Below are 21,273 nucleotides of genomic sequence, written 5' to 3'. Positions count from 1 at the left end.
GATTAATTTTACTAATTCTCCCTGAATGTTGGATAACTTTTCTTGTTCGGTGACTGAGCGTTGCTGATTTTGTTCTAGGATTGTCTCAGATTTTTGATTCAAGTCAGTAATTTTTATTCCTAACTCAACCATAGTTGTCATTGAACGCTGGAAGTCTTGAGTTAAAGAAGCTAGAGATTGAGTTGATTGGTTTAACTCAGACTGTAAGCTTTCCTTGACTTGAGTAAGTTGCTCTGTCACTGTATCAATATTATTACTTAAGCGGTTGACTTTTTTGGTTGACTCTTGGAGATGTTTATAGAGAGCAATTAAGACGGTGGGAAAAATAACCAAGACTAGAATTAAAAGAATCAGATAGGGAGGAAAAAGGTTAAGTAATGCCATGATAGTTATTGGATACCTCGAATTGTGGTTGATAGAGAGAGTTGGGGGTGAATGTTTCCTCAGATAGCTGGGGAAACATCATTAAGATTAATAAATTTTATCATTCATCAGTAGTGCTAACCTCTCCGGGTAAACTGGGTTGACTACTGTTATTGTTTGTTCCCAGTAAAGTTTGTTGCTTTTTCAACGATTAAACCCATGATTGCTTTATATAGCTATAATAATCTCACTCCAGAAGAATATCTTCAGTTTGAAGAAACCAGTCTCATTAAACACGAGTATATCGATGGACAAGTTTACGCCATGGCAGGGACGAAGGATACTCATAATATTGTTTTGGGGAATATATACACAATTATTTGTAATCATTTGCGGGGTTCCGATTGTCGAGTTTATTTTGCCGATGTGAAAGTCAGATTAGAAAAACGCAATCACTTTTACTATCCTGATATTCTTGTCACCTGCGATGACAGAGATAGAGAAACTGCTACCTACAAAAGGTTTCCTAAATTGATTGTTGAAGTTCTCTCCGATTCTACAGAAGCTTTTGACAGGGGTGATAAATTTAATGATTATCAAACTCTAGAAAGTTTAGAGGAATATGTCTTAGTGAATAGTAAACACCAACGAGTGGAAACTTTTCGACGGGGTGAACAGGGTTTATGGATTCTGCCGATTTATCTTCATCTCGGTAGTAAGTACGTCTATACATAGTTGCTTAGAATGGTTTTTTGATACTATCAGATACTTGATTGATTTCTTTTTCCATCTCAGATAAAAAAGAATTTTTCTGTTGATTGCTAAGGTTAATAATTTGGTTTAAGATGGCTTGTATATCTCTGAGATAACTGACTGTTTGCTGACTTTTCTCAGCAATAATTTCTCCTTGATAATTATTACGGCCAACTTCTTGAGAAATTAATCGACTTAACCGGTCGCCTAAAGCAGTTAATTGGTCTGAGTTATTGTTAATATTGTGAGTAGTTTCTAATAAGTTGTTTTGGATTGACTGAAGAGAAATAAGTAGTTGTTCAGTCCTTTCATTGAGAACAATGTTTAAATTTTGACTTTCTTTACGAATTGATAGAGAAGACTGTCCTAAATTTTTAATTTCCGCTTCTACGCTTACCAAGCTTTTGAAAGTATTATGAACATTATCTGTTGCTTGACTCATCAATTTAGTTAAACTATCTATATGTTCCACTGTTAGACATAACTTAGCATGAGTAGAATATAACTTTTCAGAAGTTGCGACTAAATTATCAGTAACTTGACTATTAACTAATTTATCAACTGTCGATTTAAAGTTACTAACGCAGTCATTCAGAGTTTGACTATATTTAACAAAGTTTTCGTGGTGAATTGCCTTATATAGTTTGTTGACATTTTCTTCAAAACTATTGGTAGAACTCTTAAAAGTTGATGCACCAGTAGATAAAGTTCCTGCGGTTTCAGTTAATCTGTCACAAACCTGAGTGACTAATTTAGCAGTTTCCTGATTACCATCATCAATTTTTTTAGCAACTTTTCCTAAAGAAGATTCTAATACTCTCGTCACATTCTTATGAAAGTTTTTAAGAAATTCCTCTTGTTTATCCACCATGCGATTAACCGCTTTATCCAAGCGACTATTCCCTTCTACAGTCGGCTGCAAGATGTTATCTAAATAGTCTTCTAGGGAACTAATTAGATTTACTTTAGCAAGGTTGGTATTAAAGATTAAGTTAATCACAGTCAGTAAAGAACTACAAGCTAAACCAATTAAGCTAGTGATAAAAGCAATCCCCATACTTTCTAGGGGAGTTTTGAGCTTTTCTCCTAAACTTTGCAAATCGACATTATTGATATCGATAAGTGTGCTGATTCCCGTCAGATTGAGAGTAATTCCGAAGAAAGTTCCCAACAAACCAAAAGCGAGGAGGAGATTGGGTAACACTCTTACAAAATAATCCCATTTCTCGCAGCTGAGGGATTTAGACATAAAAGTAAATTTTTCTTCATGGTATAAACTATCCACCAAAGCTGCGGTATTAACATCATCTAGTTGACGACTAGCTTCATCAAATCTCTTCGCTAGATTTAGATTAGAGATAATTTTAGGTATCTTCTCGGAACTTTTTCCCTTTTTAATTTTCTCCCCAATTAAGCTCTTGACTTCTTGGGTTGAATCTTGGAGATGTTTATAGAGAGCCATCCGGATTCCCACAGCTAAGACGGTGGGAAAAATAACCAAGACTAGAGTTAAAACAATCAGATAGGGAGGAAAAAGGTTAAGTAATGCCATGATAGTTATTGGATACCTCGAATTGTGGTTGATAGAGAGAGTTGGGGGTGAATGTTTCCTCAGATAGCTGGGGAAACATCATTAAGATTGATTAATTTTACCATTCATCAGCAGTGCTAATCTCTGCGGGTAAACTGGGTTGACTACTGTTATTATTTGTTCCCAGTAAAGTTTGTTGCTTTTGCTGTTGTCTTTCGAGTTTTTTCTGTTCAGCAGCACGTTTTTCTAGTTCCATTTTCAGTTGATTAACAAAACGGGTGATAATTCCTTCTTTTGCCTCCTGTTGAGTATTTCCATCTTGTCCAGCTACCTTATCTTTGTAGCGATAATTGGGGTGATAGGAGGGTAAATTTTTGACATTGTTGACAAAATAGCTGACATTCTGGAAATAATCACCCTCGTTAGTAAATAATAGAGGAGGATTAGCCAAAATCTCATTTTTTGCCTGATTAAGCAGTATCTGCAAAGCATTAATCATGTCCTTACGAGAAGCAAATTGTTCTAAAGCAAGTCGCCAATTACCGCTAATGTCAATGATGGACTTATTGTTAAATAAATCGCCTTCGATGACTAATTGATAAGTATCATCTTCCTCATCGTATTCTAGTAAACTGAGAGCAATTGCGGGATAGAAAATAAACTCTAATTCCTCAATTAATTTGGCAGGTGGTGGAATAATATCAGCAAAATCTATCCTGTAATCATTGTGTAAAATGCTGATTCTTTTTTGGTCTTGATAGATTTTTTGCAACCCAGATAAATCAGTAATGATTCTTAGGGGAAACCCACCAAACTCGCAGGTAATTAGGATTTCTTCGTCGGTTTGAATTGATTCAAAAGAAGTCCCCAGATTAATATTTAAATCAGATTCAAGAGTCTTCATAAATCTTTGCATGGTGGGTGAATTATCATCCTTAGTCCCAATTAGTAATGCTTTATCTGTATGCAAGCGATAGTAAGCATCATTAACATTTATCGGTAACATTAAATCAGCTTCTCGCAGAATTTGCGCCAAGCGTTCAGGAAAATCATGGGGTTTATATTGACCCATAAATCGCTTAATTACTGCATCAATTTTATTAGTGCTTACTGATTGAAACTGTTTCTCGATTGTTGCTGTTAGGGTCTCTTTGAGAGTTTCATTATCAATAACAAAAGATTGGCTAAATAAACTGAATAGGGAAGCATTATAGCCTAAATTATTGGTGACTTTTTGGCTAACGGAAATGTATTGAGTTCGGGAGTTACTGTCAGGGATACAGTTATCAATATTCTCCTCTGGGAAAATACCTTCCCCAGTCATCTCGTCGAGATTTAACTGCATTAACTCCTGTTCGTATTTATCGTATTCTGTGATTAGCTGATATAGGGATTCTTTCAGTTGTTGTATCTGCAGCATTCGACTAGAAATATGCTTGAGAATCGCTTCAACAATCTTTCTGGATTCCCCATTAATGCTGAAATTAAAGTTCTGCTGAATTAATTTTTGTCCGCTTTGAACGTAGTCTCTTAACTCAGCTTTGATTCTCTCACTATTGGCATTTTTATTGAACATCTTGAAGACAGACTTTTTCCCGTTTATATCTTCGAGAGTTTGTTTAACATTTCGCCAAATGTTATCAATTTTTTCCGAGGAATGAAACCCTTTATTATCCTGAGATAATTCCTCTAGATTCCCCTTGTAGGTATTAATCTGTACTTGTAAAGCGACCAAAAAAGATAGGCTATTTTCCAAAGAAAATTCTAAGCTATCAGGATTAAGAAGAATCTCCAAAAATTGGTCAATATCTGACTTAAATTTTTCGATTAATTTAGGTTGAGTTTGTTGGGTCAGAGTTAACCAGATTCCGCGACTGCTATCTGTTTCTCCCCCCTGTACTTTGCGAAACTCTTTTTCTAGGGATTGCTTGACGGTTTGGGGTAAATTCTCCAAATCTTGACTATTGGATATTTCTTCCTCTAGGGAATTTTTCCAAGAGGTTAAAGTCTTAGAAAAAGTTTTATTATTCTCTAGGGTTGCCTCTTCCAATCTGGCAGTAAAATAATCCTTATTACTTTGGGTACTCCAATTAGCTAGGAACTTACTTAATAACTCTTGTCCACTGGGACTTTGACCATATCCCTCTAACCAAAATTTAATTAATTTGAGACTAAAACGATTGAGACCAATCTGCACAATTCGGTCGCGAGTAAAATAAATCCTCGCTAGTCCAAAGGAGATATAACCTTGACACATCTGAAAAGGATGATTATCTTTACGAATCATCGGGTCTTTATAGTTATCCCGATTTCTTTTAATGGGAAGAGATAACTCATCGGCAAAATCCAAGAAAATCTTGTAAGCAATGACATTACATAATTTACCTTTGTTATTAATCTGGTAATCTCCCGCAGTGCGATTAGAAAGTAAGTAGGCAAAATCAAAAGGAGAACGTTTTTCATCAATGTTGACGAAATTTTGTTTATCATAACAGGCTTGAAAGGAATTACTTTCATTGGTATAATGATCTAACTCTTTCAAAGCTGCATAGGTATTAGCTCTCATAATTGCCCCATCACCATAAAGTTTAGGACTAATTACCAAATAACCAAAGGATGTATATTCGGCCGTTTGTTGTAAAATATGACGCAAAGTATAGGCCACATCGAGGAAAATACCGCTACCAGTTCCCCCACACAAAGAACCGACAACAAAGACATTTAACCCCCCTTGGACATTAAAACTTTGACCATTAACTTTACCGCTAAACATAAAGGATTCATGACCAGAAGTTCGTCTTTCCGCTGCTTCAATTGCCTCCTGAATTTTTTGATAGTTATGGAAGAAAGCTAAACGACCGACGGGACGAATACCCCCCGCACCATTTTCAATGGCAGTTATTTGTTTTTTTAGTCTTGGATCTAACCAGCTTTCAATATGGGAAAAGGGACTTTCAAAAAGGGTTTGGTGTTCAAGTTCAAAGATTAGATTGTTAACATCCTGAGCATTCATATTAATGAATACTCTTTCAGCAGCTGATAGAAGAATTTCTTCTCCGTGATAGCTATTTCCTGTGGGTAAACCCGAACCATTGAAAGCATTTTTATCTGTGTCAATATGAACAAAACTGACAACGGGTAGGTTAGATAACTTCCCATACTTATCAATAATAAAGCGACGAATTCTCATCAACACATCTCGACCAGTACCACCTAATCCGATGATAATTGTCCGTTTGATAGCGCGGGTTTGACTGGTGTTAGGCATGGTTTAAATCTCCTGAGTTATTTTTTACTAATCTGAATTTGTAGGTCGAAATCTTGATGGTTATGGTGATAGGTTAAAGTCAGGTAATTTTTATCTATCTTCACCTCCTGAGTTAGTTGATTACCTCGATAAAAAATCTCTGCTTGTTTAGTGGGTTTCAGATATAACTGATTGCCGCGTCTTTCTAAATAACAACGGGTTTCTTCACCAGCACGAGAAAAGGTATTCTTCTTATGTTCTTCACCACCGATGTTAATTCTTTCGGATGTTTTTAAAATATATTTTTGGGTTTCATCTTCATCATCATTAGATGAGACTTCAATAGTCCAAGCAGTATTTAACAGCAACCAGTGACGAATTCCCAAAATACTCGCTACTATTCCCCCAATTCCCATTAATGTAATTACCAATGCTGGCAACCATAACTGACTCAAGAGATAAGGATTAATCAAACAGGTTTCTTGTCCTCCCGGTGCGGGAGTGCAAAACTCTTGTGCTGTGGGAGCAATATCGACAACTGATAGTTTATATTTATTGCCGTTAGTGGCAGTAATTTCTTGGGTTCTTAGATTAATTGGTAGGGAACTAAGCCAGTTTTGTCTCTCCAAACTTTCGGGAGCATCAGCAAGACGAAAAGGGCTATTTTTTGGGGTTTCTATCCACTGTTGTGAAGTAATCCCCGCAGCAGTAGAAAGGGGTGCATCGGTAATCCAAACTACCGACTGGGGTTTGATAGCTTGATTGGCAGTTAAACGACACTGATTTAAGCGTGCCAGTCGGGGATAAACGTGCCATTCTGCTCGCTGAATATCGGTATTTTTAGCACTTTGGCTAGATTGCCAGGGAATCGCTTTTAAAACCGCGTCTATATCTTCCTGACTGCGAATTAAAATCGGTTCTGCAATCGGTTGAACATTATCAGCAAAGGGGAATAAATAAACGGAATCGTTATTTTTTAAACTATCGCGAATAATTTGACCGAGGCGCGTGCGTCCTTCATCATTAAAGTTAACACTACCGGTAAGATCGATCGCTAGGATAACATCTCGTCCCTGCCAACGAGCCACCAAATCTAATCCCAGTTTTTGCCAATCGGTAAGCGGTTCCCCGGGGGATACCGTTAAACAGTCAGCACTTTTCATTTAGCCTCGTTCGAGAGTGAAAAATTGAGCTTATCCCTATTCTTGCCCCATTGTACTAAAAAAGTTAATACTTCTTAAAAGTTTTTTTCGCTTTTATTCTCGACTCACTCTAGGTTATTGTCAATAGTAACCATAGACTAAAATAAATTTTAAAGTTAAGCTGCCCGCGCATTTAAATTGCTTGTTGAGATAAGGTACTCTTGCAAGAGACAACAGTAAAGGGATTGGGGGAGATTTAGCGGCTAGAATGCGTCTTAGCTTATCATCTAACCACCTAATCCTAATTCTCGTCTGAGCAATTGAATTGATTTATCCCCAATATAATTATCACTACAGATAATTTCTGGCAGACGAATTAAATCCGATCGCACTTCATTAATCATATTTTTAATTAAAGTATAACTCGCTTGATCACTGATAATTGTCTGGGAAGTTCGAGCTAAAACTTTTAACTTATCCGTTTCATGAATTTGGGCAGACATAACTAATAAATCATCGCCCCGTAAACTATGAATTAAAATTTCGGCCACCTTAATAATACCGGTGCTAATACTGACAATCCCCAAACGGCTATCGGTGGGTAATTTTTTGATTAATGCCAATTCCTTGCTGTAATCGTAGATATCGATGGGAATGACTCGTAGGTGAAAAGGAGCGGCAATTTCCTCCGCCACACTGATAAAATAGCGACTGGTGACAACAGTGGCAGATTTAGTATTGGCTAAAACTTGGGCTAAATCCTCCATTGCCACTAATTGGACGGGAATTTTGAGGGATTGCTCTAATTCTCTCAACATTAGTTTTCCTGCACCCAAATCGTGACGGGGAATGGTGACAAGAACTTGAGAACCACACTGCGAGCGCCAATCGATTTCCGCCAGTAATAACTCGCGAATTTGCTCTAAAGTTAAACCTTGAGCGAGAAAACCAGCCAAACTCTGGCGAATTAGTCGGCCTATTTCTGGATTTTGTTCCAATAGGGGCGAACCCGATAAATTATCGTTTTCATGCCCGCGAGCCTTGACATAAATCCCCGAACCTGCTATTGATTCCACTAACCCATCGTCTTCCAGTTGCTGATAAATTTTACTTATCGTATTACGGTGTAATCCCGTGATCATAGCTAGTTGACGGGTGCTAGGTAAACGATGGCCCGGTGGATACTGACGAGAGGCGATAGCGAAGCGAATTTGGTCAAATAATTGCTTAGAGGCGGGTATTTCACTGTCTGGCTGGATTTGGAACTGCATCGGATCACTTCGCTCACAAACTACTTTCGCTGATGCCCATTCTATCATTAGACCCCCTGCAACAATCGGATATCTTCACCGGTCTGATGGGTCTCCGAGGCGGTATTCAGGAGCCAGAAGCAGCAAGAACCAAGATATTATTTATTTAAACCAGAAAAGCCACTTTTTTACTTAAAAATAGTTAAAACAATCATTTTAATCCGTCCCCGAAATCCCACTTGTGCGGTAGATAGTCAATAGCTGATTAAGGGGATTGATCCTCGTGGAGAAGTTTTAAGCGATCGCTCAAGGTTTTGGTTAAGCGGACAGTTTCCCGTTTTAGCGAATTTTGTTGATAATCAAGCACATTAATCCCTTGACCGATATTTACAGTCGCTTCGCTTCCCCATCCGGGGTAAGGCTGATTATAACTAATGCTTACCGGCAAAATCTTGATATCTGCATCGGGTTTGATAGTCTTAACTTCCAACGCGATCCGCGCTACCCCCGGTTTAAGAGGATGAACCACTCGATCGCGACAGATACCCCCTTCCGGAAAAATCGCCACCATTTCCCCCGCGGCCAAAAGTTCGACGCTATGGACCAGACTACCCATACCGGGGTGATCGGTGTTGACGGGAAAACCCCCCAAACGTTGGATAAACCAACCTTGCACCCCTTTGATCTCGTTAGCGGAAACCATAAAGCGCAAATCCCGTCCACTAACTAAGCGTCCCACCGCATAGGGTAAAATCAGCGCATCCCAACGGGACCGATGGGTAGGTGCCAAGATGACACCTCCCGTTAGGGGAATATTTTCCTGGCCTGTCACCGTTATTTTGCCGAAAAAAGCTGGTAAAACCAGATAATTTCCCAGAAAATAACAAAAGCGAATTAAACAGGGATTAATTCGGGAATTGACAGCAGGACTTTTTCTAATGGTGAGGGACTCGTCAACGATAGTGCTTTGAGACATCCGAGTGTTAGGAAAGATCGAGACTTTCTGACCACTTCTACTTTAGTCTAGTTGTCTGGGGGGTCGCCATCTTGTCCTGACCAGTTCGGCAATTGTCTTGGGGGATTAATGGTTAGGATTGCGGTTCTACTCCCGATCCCACCGGTGCGATCGAGTTTAATTGCAAAGAGGGATGATCTTCTTTGACTTGCTGTAAATTCCACTCATTTTTGAATAATAAGACGGGACGGCCCCAGTAATCTTTGACGGTTAAAGTATTAAAGAGTTTACCTGCTTTTTCTAAAGCAGCCCAACCCCCGGCGACCCAACGGGCTAAACTATAGGCTAGGGGTTCGAGGGTAGTTTCGACTCCGTACTCGCTTAAAAGACGGAATTGCACCACTTCAAACTGTAATTGACCGACGGCGGCTAAAATTGGGTCGCGTTTAAATTCATCGATCGAGGATAATATCTGTACGGCCCCTTCTTCCTGTAATTCCGAGACTCCTTTTTGAAACTGTTTGAACTTGGAAGGGTTAGGATTTCTGAGATAGGCGAATAATTCCGGGGAAAAACAGGGAATCCCTTCGTATTCGAGCTTTTTACCCATATAAATCGTATCACCGATCGCAAAGACCCCGGGGTTATTCAATCCGATCACATCTCCGGGATAAGCTTCTTCAATAACTGCCCGATCTTGGGCAAAAAGTTTCTGAGGACGGGATAAACGGATAGTTTTACCAGTTCTAGCGTGGTTTACTACCATATCCTTCTCGAATTTCCCCGTACATACCCGCACAAAGGCCACCCGGTCGCGATGTTTGGGATCCATGTTTGCTTGCAGTTTGAAGACAAAACCGGTGAAATCGGGATAGGTGGGATCAAGGACACCGAGGGAGGAATTGCGTCCTCTGGGTGGCAATCCATAGTCGAGGAAGGATTCTAGGAATAATTTCACCCCAAAATTGGTCATGGCGCTACCAAAAAAGATCGGGGTCATTTCTCCTGCGTGGACTGCTGGTAAATCCAATTCCGCACCCAATTCCGAGAGCAGTTCTATATCCTCTTTTAACTGGTAATACAGGTCTTTTTCGAGATAATCCTCAATTTTGGGGTCGCCAAGCTCGATCACGGTTTCCTGCGCCTCCTGAGAGCCGTGGGAGCGACGTTCAAACAGGTGTATGGTCTGGGTGGCTCGATCAAAAACTCCCCGAAAGCGATCGCCAATTCCGATCGGCCAATTGACGGGATAGGTTTGTAATCCTAATTCTCGCTCGATTTCGTCCAATAAATCCAGAGGTTCGCGACCGGGGCGATCCATTTTGTTAACAAAGGTAAAGATAGGCAACTGTCGCAGTTTGCACACTTCAAAGAGTTTTCTCGTTTGCGGTTCCAAACCTTTGGCCGCGTCGATTAACATCACCGCATTATCGGCAGCGGCTAGGGTACGATAGGTATCTTCGCTAAAATCTTGGTGGCCGGGAGTATCGAGGAGATTAATCTGAAAATCACGATAATCGAACTGTAAAACCGTGGAAGTAATCGAAATTCCCCTTTGTTTTTCCATTTCCATCCAGTCGGAGGTGGCCTTGCGTTGGTCGCGTCTTGCTTTGACTGCACCCGCTTGATGGATTGCACCCCCGTATAGTAACAGTTTTTCAGTCAGGGTGGTCTTTCCCGCGTCAGGATGGGAGATAATGGCAAAATTTCGCCGTTTTTCCAAGACAGCTTCGCTGGTTTCTAGTTCTTTTTCAATTTCGGTCGTCATTCTAATTTCGATCGCTTTCCTATCTTTCTATTCTAGTTTAGCTGGGGAGTTAATCCGCTCAAAAAATCGATCGCTCCGGGAAAAGTCATTAAAAAAAGTCTATGCTAGGATAATTTACAATCCACAACTGATAGTGTTATGAGTGATAATACCAAACAAATTTATAACTACACCGTTATTCTAGAAAAAGAGTCAGACGGTGGTTATCACGCTTTTTGTCCTGCGCTTAAAGGTTGTCATTCTCAAGGAGACACTTTTGAAGAAACGATTGTCAATATTACAGAAGCTATGGAATTGTACCTCGAAAGTTTGATAGCTTTTGATTTTTAAGCCTTTAAATATTTGGCTCTTCTAGAGTAGTTATAGCGGTAAGCGCTTGAGTGAGATACAGACCAAGCTTTGCCTAGCATGGTTTATAGATCGTGACACTGTACCTCATACGACTGCACACCGCTATATGATATATTAGTACAAAATAATCGACGCAAGCCTTACTTGGCAAGGCTTGCCAGAATTCAAAAAAGCAATTTTAATAAAAAAAGCTTTTTGCTTTGTCGGATTCCAGGCTATTTAAGGGGTTAAGCTCATTTCAACTACTAATTTGCTATAACCAGTCTAGGAGAGCCAAATATTTTAATATGAGTCAGTATCCCGCGGTCTAATAATTTGGTCAAATTATTTCTAGTAAATTTCTAGCCACTGCTTCCACTACAGTTATAGGAACAGCGTTTCCGAATTGTTTTTTAGCGATAGCCGGCTGTGGATGATAGATAAAATTATCGGGGAATCCTTGTAATTTACGCGCATCTTGGGGAGTAATTTCTCGAAACTTTTTGGGTTTATAGATTTTCTTTAAAAACAATTGTTTGTATTCTTGGGGATGAGTAGCGGTAATTGAAATAGTAGCAATATAATCTTTAGCACCCGTAGCGGTTAGCGTAGGAATAATATCGGCCGTCGGTAAAATAATCCGATAAATGCCGTTAATTCCCGTCATATTTTTCGAGTTAATGAATTCATACTTACCCTCCTGGGTTTGCCAACAAATCCCCAGAGAAACTAACTGATTTAGTTCCTCGATTTTTAGATCGGGTATAATTTCCAAAAAAGTAGAAAAAGCCACGGGATGACCATCTTTTTCGCCATACTTTTTACTGCGTCTTAATTTCAGCAAAGCTAAACAGATACTTTTTTGTCGTTCCGTAGTTTTGATAATATCCCAAGAATGAATAGTTGTGTGACCATTTCTTAAATCAGAAAAAATAAAGAAGTCATTTAATTCATCTTCTTTTTGAAAACGAGTTCTCGATGGAGGAACAAAACCATTAAATAAAGTATCCGCCGATAACTTGACTTTCTTAACCGGTTGAATATTCTTGATGTCTTTTAAAATATCCAAAACCTTCGGATGGATACCCAAAGGTAAAGGAAATTTAAACCGATCATAGTTTTCTATATTTTTTCTAATTCCTACGATAAAAACTCTCTCGCGATTCTGGGGTAAACCAAAATCGTAGGCATTTAATAACTGCCAGTAAACTTGATAACCACAGCTGCTTAATTCATCGATAATTAACTCTAAATTCTCCCGATTGCGAGGACTAGCCAACCCACTGACATTCTCGAAAATAAAGCTTTTCGGTTGACTTTTCTGGACTAATTTAATCACATCAAACCAGAGTTTTCCCCGGGGATCCTCAAATCCCCGTAAACATCCCGCCACCGACCAAGGTTGACAGGGAACGCCGCCGACAATAAGATCAAGATTATCGGGTAAATTGCTGATTTTACTCACATCTCCGAAAGCAATTTCATCGCTGTTGAGATAGCTAATAAAATTTTGTTGATAAACTTGGATGGCCTGTTGATCAATTTCTGAATAGCCTAAACAACGTCCTCCCAATTTCTCCAAAGCGATTCTAAACCCACCGATTCCCGCGAATAAATCGACAAAACGATACTGGGGATGGATGATAACTAGATGTAGGGGTAATTGGGTTTGTGTGCTGACTTTAACTGTGGTTTTCAAGGGTCAATAATTCCTTTTCACCGTCTGGGAAGATGCCTATTTGTACTAACTATTTTAGTATAACTTAAGAGTTTTTTTCTAGAGATCTCCTCTCCTGCAAATTTCCTGTCTCCTGACTTGAAAGAGGGTGTGGGGTGTGGGGAAGGACACCTCTTTCATCTCTGGTGGTGAAAATTTTTTCATCGAGACTGACTCCTGACTAACTACGACAATTTTTGATTTTTGCAGGAGATCTATCGAGTCGAGGAATACTCGTAGTCTTCGATAATATGGAGAAGTCGCATAGCTGAACTACAGGATTCTTCTAAAATTTCCTGTTTCTCCTGAGAATCTTCGATTAAATCCTCAGATACCAGACGCAGAGAACCTAAAAGACTATTAAGACTGCTTCTCGCTTCGTAGGATAAATAAGCTTTTCTTTTTTGCTCATCTTCCCTATTCTTAGAGTCGGCCTCTTTGCTATCACTAAATTGCAGAGCGTGTAAACGGGCATAATGACCACCTTGAGCTAATAATTCCTCGTGATTGCCGATTTCTGCCACTTTTCCCTTGTCCAGCACCACAATTTGATAGGCTTTTTGAACAGTGGAAAGACGGTGAGCGATCACAAGAGTAGTCCGCTCGCGACAGAGTTCATCGATCGCTTTCTGTACTAAACGCTCAGAAATCGTATCCAAAGCACTGGTGGCTTCATCGAGAATGAGAATATCCGGATCTCGCAGTAAGGCACGAGCGATCGCTAATCTCTGTTTTTGTCCCCCCGAAAGTCTCACTCCCCGATCGCCAATTTCCGTATCCAGTCCTTCCGGCAGTTTGGAGATAAACTCGTAGGCATTCGCCCTTTTTGTCGCTGCTAAAATTTCTGCATCACTAACATCGCTTAATCCGTAGGCAATATTAAAACGGAGAGAATTATTAAAGAGAAAAGTGTCTTGACTGACTATTCCCATGGCTTTTCTCAGAGATTTGATCTCATAATCCCTTAAATCTTGACCATCAAAAAGAATTCTTCCGGCTGTAGGATCATAAAAGCGTGGTAATAAATCAGCAATTGTCGATTTTCCCGCCCCCGAAGCACCGACAAGAGCGATCATTTTTCCTTTTGGAATCCAAAGATCGATGCCCTTGAGAACTAATTCTTGATGACCAGGATAGGAAAATTGGACGTTATCAAAATGAATACCCGTCTCTAATCTTTGATAGGGAATAGAGCCATTGCTAATAAATGGTTTATTCTCTCGAATGAGAAAATCCGCTACCACCTCTACTGCGGAAACATCACCCAATAGACTACTCCTAGCACTGTTAATCTGACCAACTATCGGCAGGGCCCGGAAAAGTACATAGAGATAGGTCAATAAAATCGTCGCTAAAGCTTGCAGTTGTTCATTAAAAAGATAACGACCAGCAATGATAATTAAAGCAATAATAATTACCCCACCGATCTCATTGAGCGGAGCGATTACAGCATTATTAGTCTGGGCATCTAAACCCGCTTTCTCCCGGGCTTCTATATCTTCCACAATAGATTCTAATTCGTATCTTTCATTGCCTACCGCTTTAATTAGACGAATTCCCGTTAATAGTTCCAACAGTTTATTAGTTTGCTGTTTAGCCGTTACGGTGATAATCTCTCCAAACTTTTTCGATCTCTTGACAAAGTATTGATTAAGCAGACCTAAAAGGCCACCCAAAACACTAGAAAGAATAGTTAATTGCCAAGAAATTGATATTAAAATAGCCAAGTACATGAAAGCTGTGGCGATGACCTTAATCAGGTTTATGTAATTTCTAATTGATGCTACAGCCCGATTAATCTCGGACATAAAACGATTAAAAATATCTCCTATTTTACTTTTTACATAATAATCTATATCCACTTCTAGCAAAAGAATAACTGAATCAATTCGCATATCTTTTGCCATAATTAAAGACAAGTAAGTGCCTAGCAAATTACTGACAAAATTGGTAATATGCTTGAGGATTAAAATTAATAATATCGCCGCAAACATCCAGAAAAAACGAGTATCGACCGAGAAAATCTCAAAAACTGAGAGCAGCTTTTTGATAATTTGGGGGGCAGTTTTTAAGATATCATTTTCGGGATTAATAAAAGAAATTAGTAAGGGGATAACTAAAACAGTTCCTACCCCATTAAATATGGTACTGGCAAAGCCTATAATAATGCTGGAAACCACTAATATCCAGTGTTTCAGCGTATATTTAAGCAGAATTTGATTAGGATTCATCGCAAGTAATAAAGTAAATAGTCAACGGTCAATTATCCTACTCGCTAGACTCTAATATTTCCCTTCCAGAGAAGTAATTAGGCGAGAAAGAGTTGTCGCCATGGCGGTGGTACTATAGGAGGCGATACAGCGCTCTCTCGCTTTTAGTCCTCGTGCATTAGCCGAGTCGAGATGATGAAAAACTTCTCTAATTATGACAGCTAGTTGCCCTGGCGATCGAGGTTCGACTAAATAGCCAATATCAGCTAAAATTTCGGGAATATCTGCCACTTTAGTGGAAATAATCGGTTTAGCCATCGCCATAGCATCGGTGAGTTTAATCGGAAATTGGGCGTTAGCCGTGGCTTCATCCCTCTGGGGAACGATAATAGCATGGGCAGCGGCGATAACTTCTGGCATTTGATCGATCGGTTGAGCAGGTAAATGAATTAACCAAGGTTGACCTTTTTCTAGCAAACTATCCAGATAGCCATCCCCGATTTGGCGACCTCCCACCACCACCAATTTAAAATCAGGATCACCAATTTGATCTAAAGCGATTAAGACATCTTCTAAACCTTTGTGGGGTCTAGCTGTACCGGGGAACATTAAGATTTTATAGGCAGATAAACCGTATTTTTGACGACAAGCAACGGGATCGTAGAGATTGGGATCGAAAAGTTGCGTATCCTTGCCATTCGGTAAATAAATCCCCCCATAACGCTTTTGCAAAAATTGATTATTAACCGTCACCGCATCGGCGCGGTTAATTAAATTTTCCATCCAACGCAGATAGAGAGGGTGATTCGGATCCCTAAGCGCACCATTTTTTTTGAGGATATCCCTAGCTAATTGTCGGGGATGGGGACGATAGGACCATCGATCGCCACCAAACCAACTCATTTCCCAATCGTCAATATCGAGAATTAGGGGCCGTGGGGAAAAAAAACGTTTCAGTAAACCGATGCCGAAACTGGTGGGACGGGGTTTAACCGCATAGATAATCTCTCCGGAGAGGCGATCGAGTAAAGTTTTGATCTGGCCAAAAAACTGGGGATAATTATTGCCTTTGACCGATACCACCGGTAAATTCTGCGGTGGGGTGGGATAGATTTCCCGGCCAAAAATCGGGCCATAGATCGTCACCTGACAGTTTAGCTGTTGCAAGACTTGAGCAATCAAATAGACTCTTGTGCCACCACCACCGGATAAATCTGGTGCTAAAACAGAGATTTTTTTGTTCACGATCGCCGCTCAATCCAGATCATTTAGCACGATAGGAAAATGTTAATCAATGTTAACGTTTTTGTCAATCTTAGGCGAACTTAAGATTAATGCCCCCCGGAGATAGACTAGACAAAGAAAACTAACATATACATAGCCGAGACGACTAACTGAGTAAACATCACGGGTAAACCGTAGCGCAGAAAGGTATGAAAAGTAATTTTGCCCCCGTGTTGTTCAGCGATGCCAGCGGCGACAATATTAGAAGAAGCCCCCACTAAAGTACCATTACCCCCTAGGGTGGCTCCATACATCATCGCATAGAAAAGCGGTAAAACTTCCGGGGGAAAAGAACCGGCATAATCGGGAGAAAGAACCTCAGTCCCGACTAAATTAACATTAACAAGGTACTGTTTCAGTAGTGGAACCATGGCCACCACTAGGGGAATATTCGGAACGACACTGGAAATAAAACCGACAAAAAACAGCAAGACTAGAGAACCTAAAAAGATATTTTTGCCTAAAATTATCGCCAGAAGTCCCGATACACTATTAACTACCCCAGTTTTTTCTAAGCCGCCAATTAGGACAAAAATCGACATAAAAAATAATAGGGTACTCCAGTCCACATCCCGGAGAATATTATGCACCGTATCGATTTTCGATTGCTGGGCTAAAAGTAGGGCTAAAGTGGCACCCATCAAAGCAACGGCAGCAGGAGCAAGGGGTACAGGAAAAGATTCACCGACGACGAATAAAAATAAGACCAAAAAGACGATAATTCCCCCCACCGCTAAGACACGAGGATGATTAATTTTCGGATGGGGTAAGTCTTCTAAATGCTCGAATTTTGTCCGCCAGATTTTCGGGAATAACCAAGGTAACATAACCAGAATGGTAATGACTGCCAAGGCACCACCTAAACTCAAACGCTGTAGGTATTCCATGAAGGTGATATTAATAGAATCACCGACGATATAAGTGGCAGGATCACCAACAATCGTTAATAATCCGGAACTGTTGGCCACGAAAACCATCAGGATTAAGAGCGGCACAAAATCCACACCGATATCTTGAGCTAAGGGGGGAATCAGCGGGGCTAATAACATTACCGTGGTAGCGTTGGGTAATACCGCACAGATTGGGGTAGTAATGGCGACAATTCCTATTAGTAATAATTTGCCCTGTCCCTTGGCTAAAAGCACCATTTGTGCTGCTAAATAATCAAAGATTTTCGTTGGTTCAAAGGATCTCACTAACACCATTACCCCAAAAAATAGGGCGAGAGTGGCATAACTGCGACTGATATAACCGATCGCCTCCTGGAGAGTCATGATATGGGTAAAAACTAAGATTAAAGCCCCCAGTAAAGCCGCTACAGTAATATGAAGCCACTCGAACATAATCAACACGATGACGGCAATAAAAGTCCCCGCAGCAATCCACATTGGTAAAGATTCCAGCATTTTTGATCCTGTTTTTACTCTCGGTTTCTCGATACGACTAAAAGTTTGCTCGAAGAATGTACAGCAAACTCACAAAAAATATGGTTATCTACGGAAAATCTTAAAATTGTTGCGATCGGTAATCTGGCATGAGAATCTCCATAGACAATGTCTCCTGTAAGTTATCACTATCAAGTAGTATCAGCAACATAACTGAACCGATCAAGACATTGCTAGGAATGTAGTGATGTTTCAGTCTTCCCCCCCACGCCGACGAAGTTAGCTGACGGGCTAGGATAGAGAGATATCCTTTTCTAGGCTAAAAAATCTAGAAATACGCCCCAAATATGGTTCCTCCGCTCCGAATTTGTCTAGCTAATATCTAGCACATAAACTTGGATTAGGCTGACTTACTCTATTTAGTCATCCACCATAGCATACTAACCCCAAAAAAAACGATATAGCTCTATACTAGACCTATCCTCTCGCTTATCCCCCAGGTTGCTAGGATAGAACAATGATCAGCTAATAGCTAACGACTGACCGCCATAGCAGCCACATCAGAAATTTCTATGAATAGAAGACCTCGTTATACTCCTCCCCGATCGCGCGATCGTGATTATGACCGATCCTATGGCGATGACTCCCGCGCTTCGGCTGCTGGGGGCCTATTAGCAAAATTAAACTATGCCATGATCGCCCTGATTGGTGGTATTTTTGTACTAGGAGTGGGTCTCGGTCTGGTATTCAGTTCTACCGCTAATTTTAGCCCCGAAAACGTCGCTTCCCGAGAAGTAATTGATCGCAGCGCCCCCAATGCAGAATTATGCGTGCAATTTGGGGCTAGTGCCATTGTCACCGATTTGCGGGTTTATGTCACTCTTAACCCCTTTAATGTTTTTGTTACCCAACCAGTCATGCAACCCGGTTGCGTTTTGCGACGCAATAACTGGTCAATTTTAGAACAACAAAAATTAGTCGATGGACAGCAGGTACAAAGTTGTAAAAACCGGATGAATACCTTTGGTTATACCGGCCCCTTGGAAGGCAAACCGAAAATCGATTGTATCTTCCAAAATGAAGCCGGGGGCAATCTTTTTGTTAATCCCGCCGGTGCTGTTGGCCCCAGACCAGATACAGATAAATTCTAAACCAGAAAATATCTTTCTCCTGACTGCTGACTTGAAAGAGGGTGTGGGGTGTGGGGTGTGGGGTGTAGGGAAGGAAACCTCTTTTATCTGTGGGGGTGAAATTTTTTCATCGGGACTGACTCCTAATTAACTACGACAATTTTTGATTTTTACAAGAGGTCTAATGAGTTAGCCATTGGGCCGTAGTCACCACAAAAATTCCGCCGGCTTTTTTTAAAAAAGGCTGAATTTTATCGATCAGACGACCAAGTTGTTCGTCACTATTACAAACCGTCATAATGTAGTTACCACTGTAATCACAATCCAAGTCATCACAGGATAAACCTCGATCACCTTTTCCCGAAGTACTGCCAAAGACGGTATAACCGGAAACTCCGACAACATCAAGAACGCTTAAGGTTTCTTCCAGAAAAGCATGACTAACAATTATGTCTACTTTTTTGACAGTTTGTAGGGAAGGATGAGGGGATTCAAGCATGGTAGTTAAGTAAAAAAGGGACAAGTGCAAGAGAAAAATTTTGACAGGAATTATTTAAAAACCGCCGGGCCTTTTAGACTCCGCAGCCAATAATTTTGATCATCTCTAGGTACAGAGGAATACCGATGATGATATTGAAGGGAAAAGTTAAAGCCAAGGCCATAGAAACGTATAAACTAGGATTAGCTTCAGGAACAGTCATTCTCATGGCCGCAGGAACAGCAATATAAGAGGCACTGGCACACAAAACAGCGAATAATAAAGCATTGCCCTGTTCAAATCCGAGAACCTTAGCGATGAGAATTCCCACCATAGCATTGATAAAGGGAATGAACACCGAGAAACCGATGAGAAAAGAACCAGTTTTGCCTAATTCTCGGATTCTTTTCGCCGCCACTAATCCCATATCCAGGAGAAAGAAAGTTAACGCACCATAAAAAATCTCTTGAGTGAAAGGTTCTAATTTTTCCCAACCTTTTTCCCCCGTGAGCATACCAATAATAACACTACCGACTAAGAGAAATACCGAACCATTTAAAAAGGCTTCATGTAAAACTTTTGACCAAGAAAACGCTTCTTCTTCGCCATTTTTCTCTTTAAAGACTCGCACCAGGATTAAACCCACTACAATCGCCGGCGATTCCATTAAAGCTAAGGCCGCTACCATGTGACCGCCATAGGAAATATGAAGTTTTTCTAAAAAAGAACTGGCGGTGATGAAAGTAACGGCACTAATGGAACCATAGGCTGCGGCGATCGCTGATGCATTGGCACTATCGAGTTTAATTTTCAGGATAAAGAAAGTGTAAATGGGAACGATGCAAGCCATAACCACAGAGGCAATCAAAGTTAAAGCGATTTGGTTATTGATGCCACTTTCCGCTAGTTCATAACCTCCCTTGAAACCAATCGCCATCAAAAGATAGAGAGAAAAGAGTTTAGGCAGTGGTTGGGGAATCTCTAGGTCGGATTTAAAAAATACTGCCAGCATTCCCAAGAAAAAGAACAAAACCGGCGGATTGAGAATATTGAACAGGATTAAGCTGCCATCCATAGGTTTGCGTACATTGAGTTATTTCAATCTATACTATTCGATTTTGGGAATACTGGGAAAATGTTAAGAACCGGATTAAAACGCTTAACGATGGCCGCCCAAAAAAATTAAGATGGGTGATGTTTCAGTGATCGGTGATCAGTTATCTTGAAACCGTCAGCTTTTCTCCCCTCTCCCCCTCTACAATAATTACTCGCAGCCAGGAATCACTTGGGTTAATATCATACTTTGTGCCTTTTGTCAAAAAAACTTTTTTTTTGCAATAAAACTACACAAAAAAAAGATCATCGTTGTGGGTGAAATTGACTGATTTAACCGTCTTAATTGGGATTACCTTCTAGGTGTGGCAAAGGTTTCAACCTTTGCTGCCCAAAAAAGCACAGAATAACCCATTATGAAATTCAGTAAAATCGCTGTAACTATGATAACATCGTTGTTAAATAAAAATCTTTCTCAATTAATTCTTAAGAATTTATAAATATTGCGGAATGTTAATTTAAATATTCTCAAGTTTTTGGAGTCAATAAATAACTTTTGCTTATATTTGTCAGAAAATAGAACTCCTGCAAAAATCCCACATCTACTATTGGATTCAGGAGACAGGATTCAGGAGACAGGAGATTATTTTTATTTATTCTCCCTTCTCCCCACACCC

General features: G+C 40.1%; 15 protein-coding genes, 1 pseudogene and 1 riboswitch. Of the genes and pseudogenes, 3 read left to right on the top strand and 13 right to left on the bottom strand.

All coding sequences use genetic code 11. The annotated features are described in order from the left end of the window. A pseudogene (locus tag IM475_RS22965) lies at nt 1-201 on the bottom strand (methyl-accepting chemotaxis protein); the annotation flags it as partial. Between the two features lie 381 nt (nt 202-582). Here IM475_RS22965 and IM475_RS09050 point away from each other — a divergent pair. Then, entirely contained in the window at nt 583-1,098 is a 516-nt protein-coding gene (locus IM475_RS09050) for a Uma2 family endonuclease (RefSeq protein WP_287667275.1), read from the top strand. A 4-nt stretch (nt 1,099-1,102) separates the two neighbouring features. Here the strand turns inward: IM475_RS09050 and IM475_RS09045 are convergent, their stop codons facing one another. The 6 genes from IM475_RS09045 to prfC form a co-directional block, all read right to left on the bottom strand. Next, a complete protein-coding gene (locus tag IM475_RS09045; RefSeq protein ID WP_287727339.1) occupies nt 1,103-2,668 on the bottom strand; it encodes a methyl-accepting chemotaxis protein in 1,566 nt (521 codons plus the stop codon). Between the two features lie 97 nt (nt 2,669-2,765). Next, nucleotides 2,766-5,915: a tubulin-like doman-containing protein gene (locus IM475_RS09040; RefSeq protein ID WP_287727338.1), complete on the bottom strand. Its 3,150-nt coding sequence runs from the start codon at nt 5,913-5,915 to the stop codon at nt 2,766-2,768. 17 nt (nt 5,916-5,932) lie between these two features. Beyond that, nucleotides 5,933-7,057 carry a vWA domain-containing protein gene (locus tag IM475_RS09035; RefSeq protein WP_287727337.1) on the bottom strand — a complete coding sequence of 375 codons (1,125 nt, stop codon included), beginning with the start codon at nt 7,055-7,057 and terminating at the stop codon, nt 5,933-5,935. A gap of 266 nt (nt 7,058-7,323) precedes the next feature. Beyond that, on the bottom strand, nt 7,324-8,355 hold the full coding sequence (locus IM475_RS09030; protein ID WP_287727336.1) for a GntR family transcriptional regulator: 1,032 nt from the start codon (nt 8,353-8,355) through the stop codon (nt 7,324-7,326). Nucleotides 8,356-8,551: 196 nt separating this feature from the next. Continuing rightward, entirely contained in the window at nt 8,552-9,262 is a 711-nt protein-coding gene (locus IM475_RS09025) for a lysophospholipid acyltransferase family protein (protein ID WP_287727335.1), read from the bottom strand. Nucleotides 9,263-9,374: 112 nt separating this feature from the next. Further along, entirely contained in the window at nt 9,375-11,009 is a 1,635-nt protein-coding gene (gene prfC, locus IM475_RS09020) for a peptide chain release factor 3 (RefSeq protein ID WP_002732604.1), read from the bottom strand. A gap of 138 nt (nt 11,010-11,147) precedes the next feature. On the opposite strand from prfC, the gene IM475_RS09015 reads away from it, so the two are divergent. Further along, nucleotides 11,148-11,339: a type II toxin-antitoxin system HicB family antitoxin gene (locus IM475_RS09015; RefSeq protein ID WP_002764873.1), complete on the top strand. Its 192-nt coding sequence runs from the start codon at nt 11,148-11,150 to the stop codon at nt 11,337-11,339. 340 nt (nt 11,340-11,679) lie between these two features. Here the strand turns inward: IM475_RS09015 and IM475_RS09010 are convergent, their stop codons facing one another. The 4 genes from IM475_RS09010 to IM475_RS08995 form a co-directional block, all read right to left on the bottom strand. Further along, the gene (locus IM475_RS09010; protein ID WP_287727334.1) at nt 11,680-13,038 is read right to left on the bottom strand and encodes a DNA cytosine methyltransferase; all 1,359 of its coding nucleotides are present in this window, start codon (nt 13,036-13,038) and stop codon (nt 11,680-11,682) included. Between the two features lie 233 nt (nt 13,039-13,271). Continuing rightward, entirely contained in the window at nt 13,272-15,287 is a 2,016-nt protein-coding gene (locus tag IM475_RS09005; protein WP_287727333.1) for an ABC transporter ATP-binding protein, read from the bottom strand. A 51-nt stretch (nt 15,288-15,338) separates the two neighbouring features. Then, nucleotides 15,339-16,511, bottom strand: a complete 1,173-nt coding sequence (locus IM475_RS09000) for a glycosyltransferase family 4 protein (protein WP_287727332.1) — start codon at nt 16,509-16,511, stop codon at nt 15,339-15,341. Nucleotides 16,512-16,618: 107 nt separating this feature from the next. Next, the gene (locus IM475_RS08995) at nt 16,619-17,956 is read right to left on the bottom strand and encodes an ArsB/NhaD family transporter (protein WP_287727331.1); all 1,338 of its coding nucleotides are present in this window, start codon (nt 17,954-17,956) and stop codon (nt 16,619-16,621) included. Nucleotides 17,957-18,188: 232 nt separating this feature from the next. Further along, nucleotides 18,189-18,318, bottom strand: a riboswitch (cyclic di-AMP (ydaO/yuaA leader). 189 nt (nt 18,319-18,507) lie between these two features. On the opposite strand from IM475_RS08995, the gene IM475_RS08990 reads away from it, so the two are divergent. Beyond that, the gene (locus tag IM475_RS08990) at nt 18,508-19,086 is read left to right on the top strand and encodes a DUF3172 domain-containing protein (RefSeq protein WP_193961675.1); all 579 of its coding nucleotides are present in this window, start codon (nt 18,508-18,510) and stop codon (nt 19,084-19,086) included. 160 nt (nt 19,087-19,246) lie between these two features. On the opposite strand, the gene IM475_RS08985 is transcribed toward IM475_RS08990, so the two are convergent. Together IM475_RS08985 and IM475_RS08980 are read right to left on the bottom strand one after the other, a co-directional pair. Continuing rightward, a complete protein-coding gene (locus IM475_RS08985; RefSeq protein WP_287727330.1) occupies nt 19,247-19,564 on the bottom strand; it encodes a P-II family nitrogen regulator in 318 nt (105 codons plus the stop codon). 73 nt (nt 19,565-19,637) lie between these two features. After that, a complete protein-coding gene (locus IM475_RS08980; RefSeq protein WP_287727329.1) occupies nt 19,638-20,618 on the bottom strand; it encodes a sodium-dependent bicarbonate transport family permease in 981 nt (326 codons plus the stop codon). Nucleotides 20,619-21,273 lie beyond the last annotated feature (655 nt).

This window comes from Microcystis sp. M061S2, from assembly GCF_020245605.1.
Classification (GTDB): domain Bacteria; phylum Cyanobacteriota; class Cyanobacteriia; order Cyanobacteriales; family Microcystaceae; genus Microcystis.
Note: the sequence above shows the minus strand (reverse complement) of the source record. Positions and strands in the feature narration are given on the sequence as shown.

What these genes read in the sequence shown, in the direction of transcription:
- IM475_RS08990 (WP_193961675.1), top strand. Translation starts at nt 18,508, where the DNA reads ATGAATAGAAGACCTCGTTATACTCCTCCCCGATCGCGCGATCGTGAT.
- IM475_RS09050 (WP_287667275.1), top strand. Translation starts at nt 583, where the DNA reads ATGATTGCTTTATATAGCTATAATAATCTCACTCCAGAAGAATATCTT.
- IM475_RS08985 (WP_287727330.1), bottom strand. Translation starts at nt 19,564, where the DNA reads ATGCTTGAATCCCCTCATCCTTCCCTACAAACTGTCAAAAAAGTAGAC.
- IM475_RS09035 (WP_287727337.1), bottom strand. Translation starts at nt 7,057, where the DNA reads ATGAAAAGTGCTGACTGTTTAACGGTATCCCCCGGGGAACCGCTTACC.
- IM475_RS08995 (WP_287727331.1), bottom strand. Translation starts at nt 17,956, where the DNA reads ATGCTGGAATCTTTACCAATGTGGATTGCTGCGGGGACTTTTATTGCC.
- prfC (WP_002732604.1), bottom strand. Translation starts at nt 11,009, where the DNA reads ATGACGACCGAAATTGAAAAAGAACTAGAAACCAGCGAAGCTGTCTTG.
- IM475_RS09005 (WP_287727333.1), bottom strand. Translation starts at nt 15,287, where the DNA reads ATGAATCCTAATCAAATTCTGCTTAAATATACGCTGAAACACTGGATA.
- IM475_RS09025 (WP_287727335.1), bottom strand. Translation starts at nt 9,262, where the DNA reads ATGTCTCAAAGCACTATCGTTGACGAGTCCCTCACCATTAGAAAAAGT.
- IM475_RS09045 (WP_287727339.1), bottom strand. Translation starts at nt 2,668, where the DNA reads ATGGCATTACTTAACCTTTTTCCTCCCTATCTGATTGTTTTAACTCTA.
- IM475_RS09040 (WP_287727338.1), bottom strand. Translation starts at nt 5,915, where the DNA reads ATGCCTAACACCAGTCAAACCCGCGCTATCAAACGGACAATTATCATC.
- IM475_RS09030 (WP_287727336.1), bottom strand. Translation starts at nt 8,355, where the DNA reads ATGATAGAATGGGCATCAGCGAAAGTAGTTTGTGAGCGAAGTGATCCG.
- IM475_RS09015 (WP_002764873.1), top strand. Translation starts at nt 11,148, where the DNA reads ATGAGTGATAATACCAAACAAATTTATAACTACACCGTTATTCTAGAA.
- IM475_RS08980 (WP_287727329.1), bottom strand. Translation starts at nt 20,618, where the DNA reads ATGGATGGCAGCTTAATCCTGTTCAATATTCTCAATCCGCCGGTTTTG.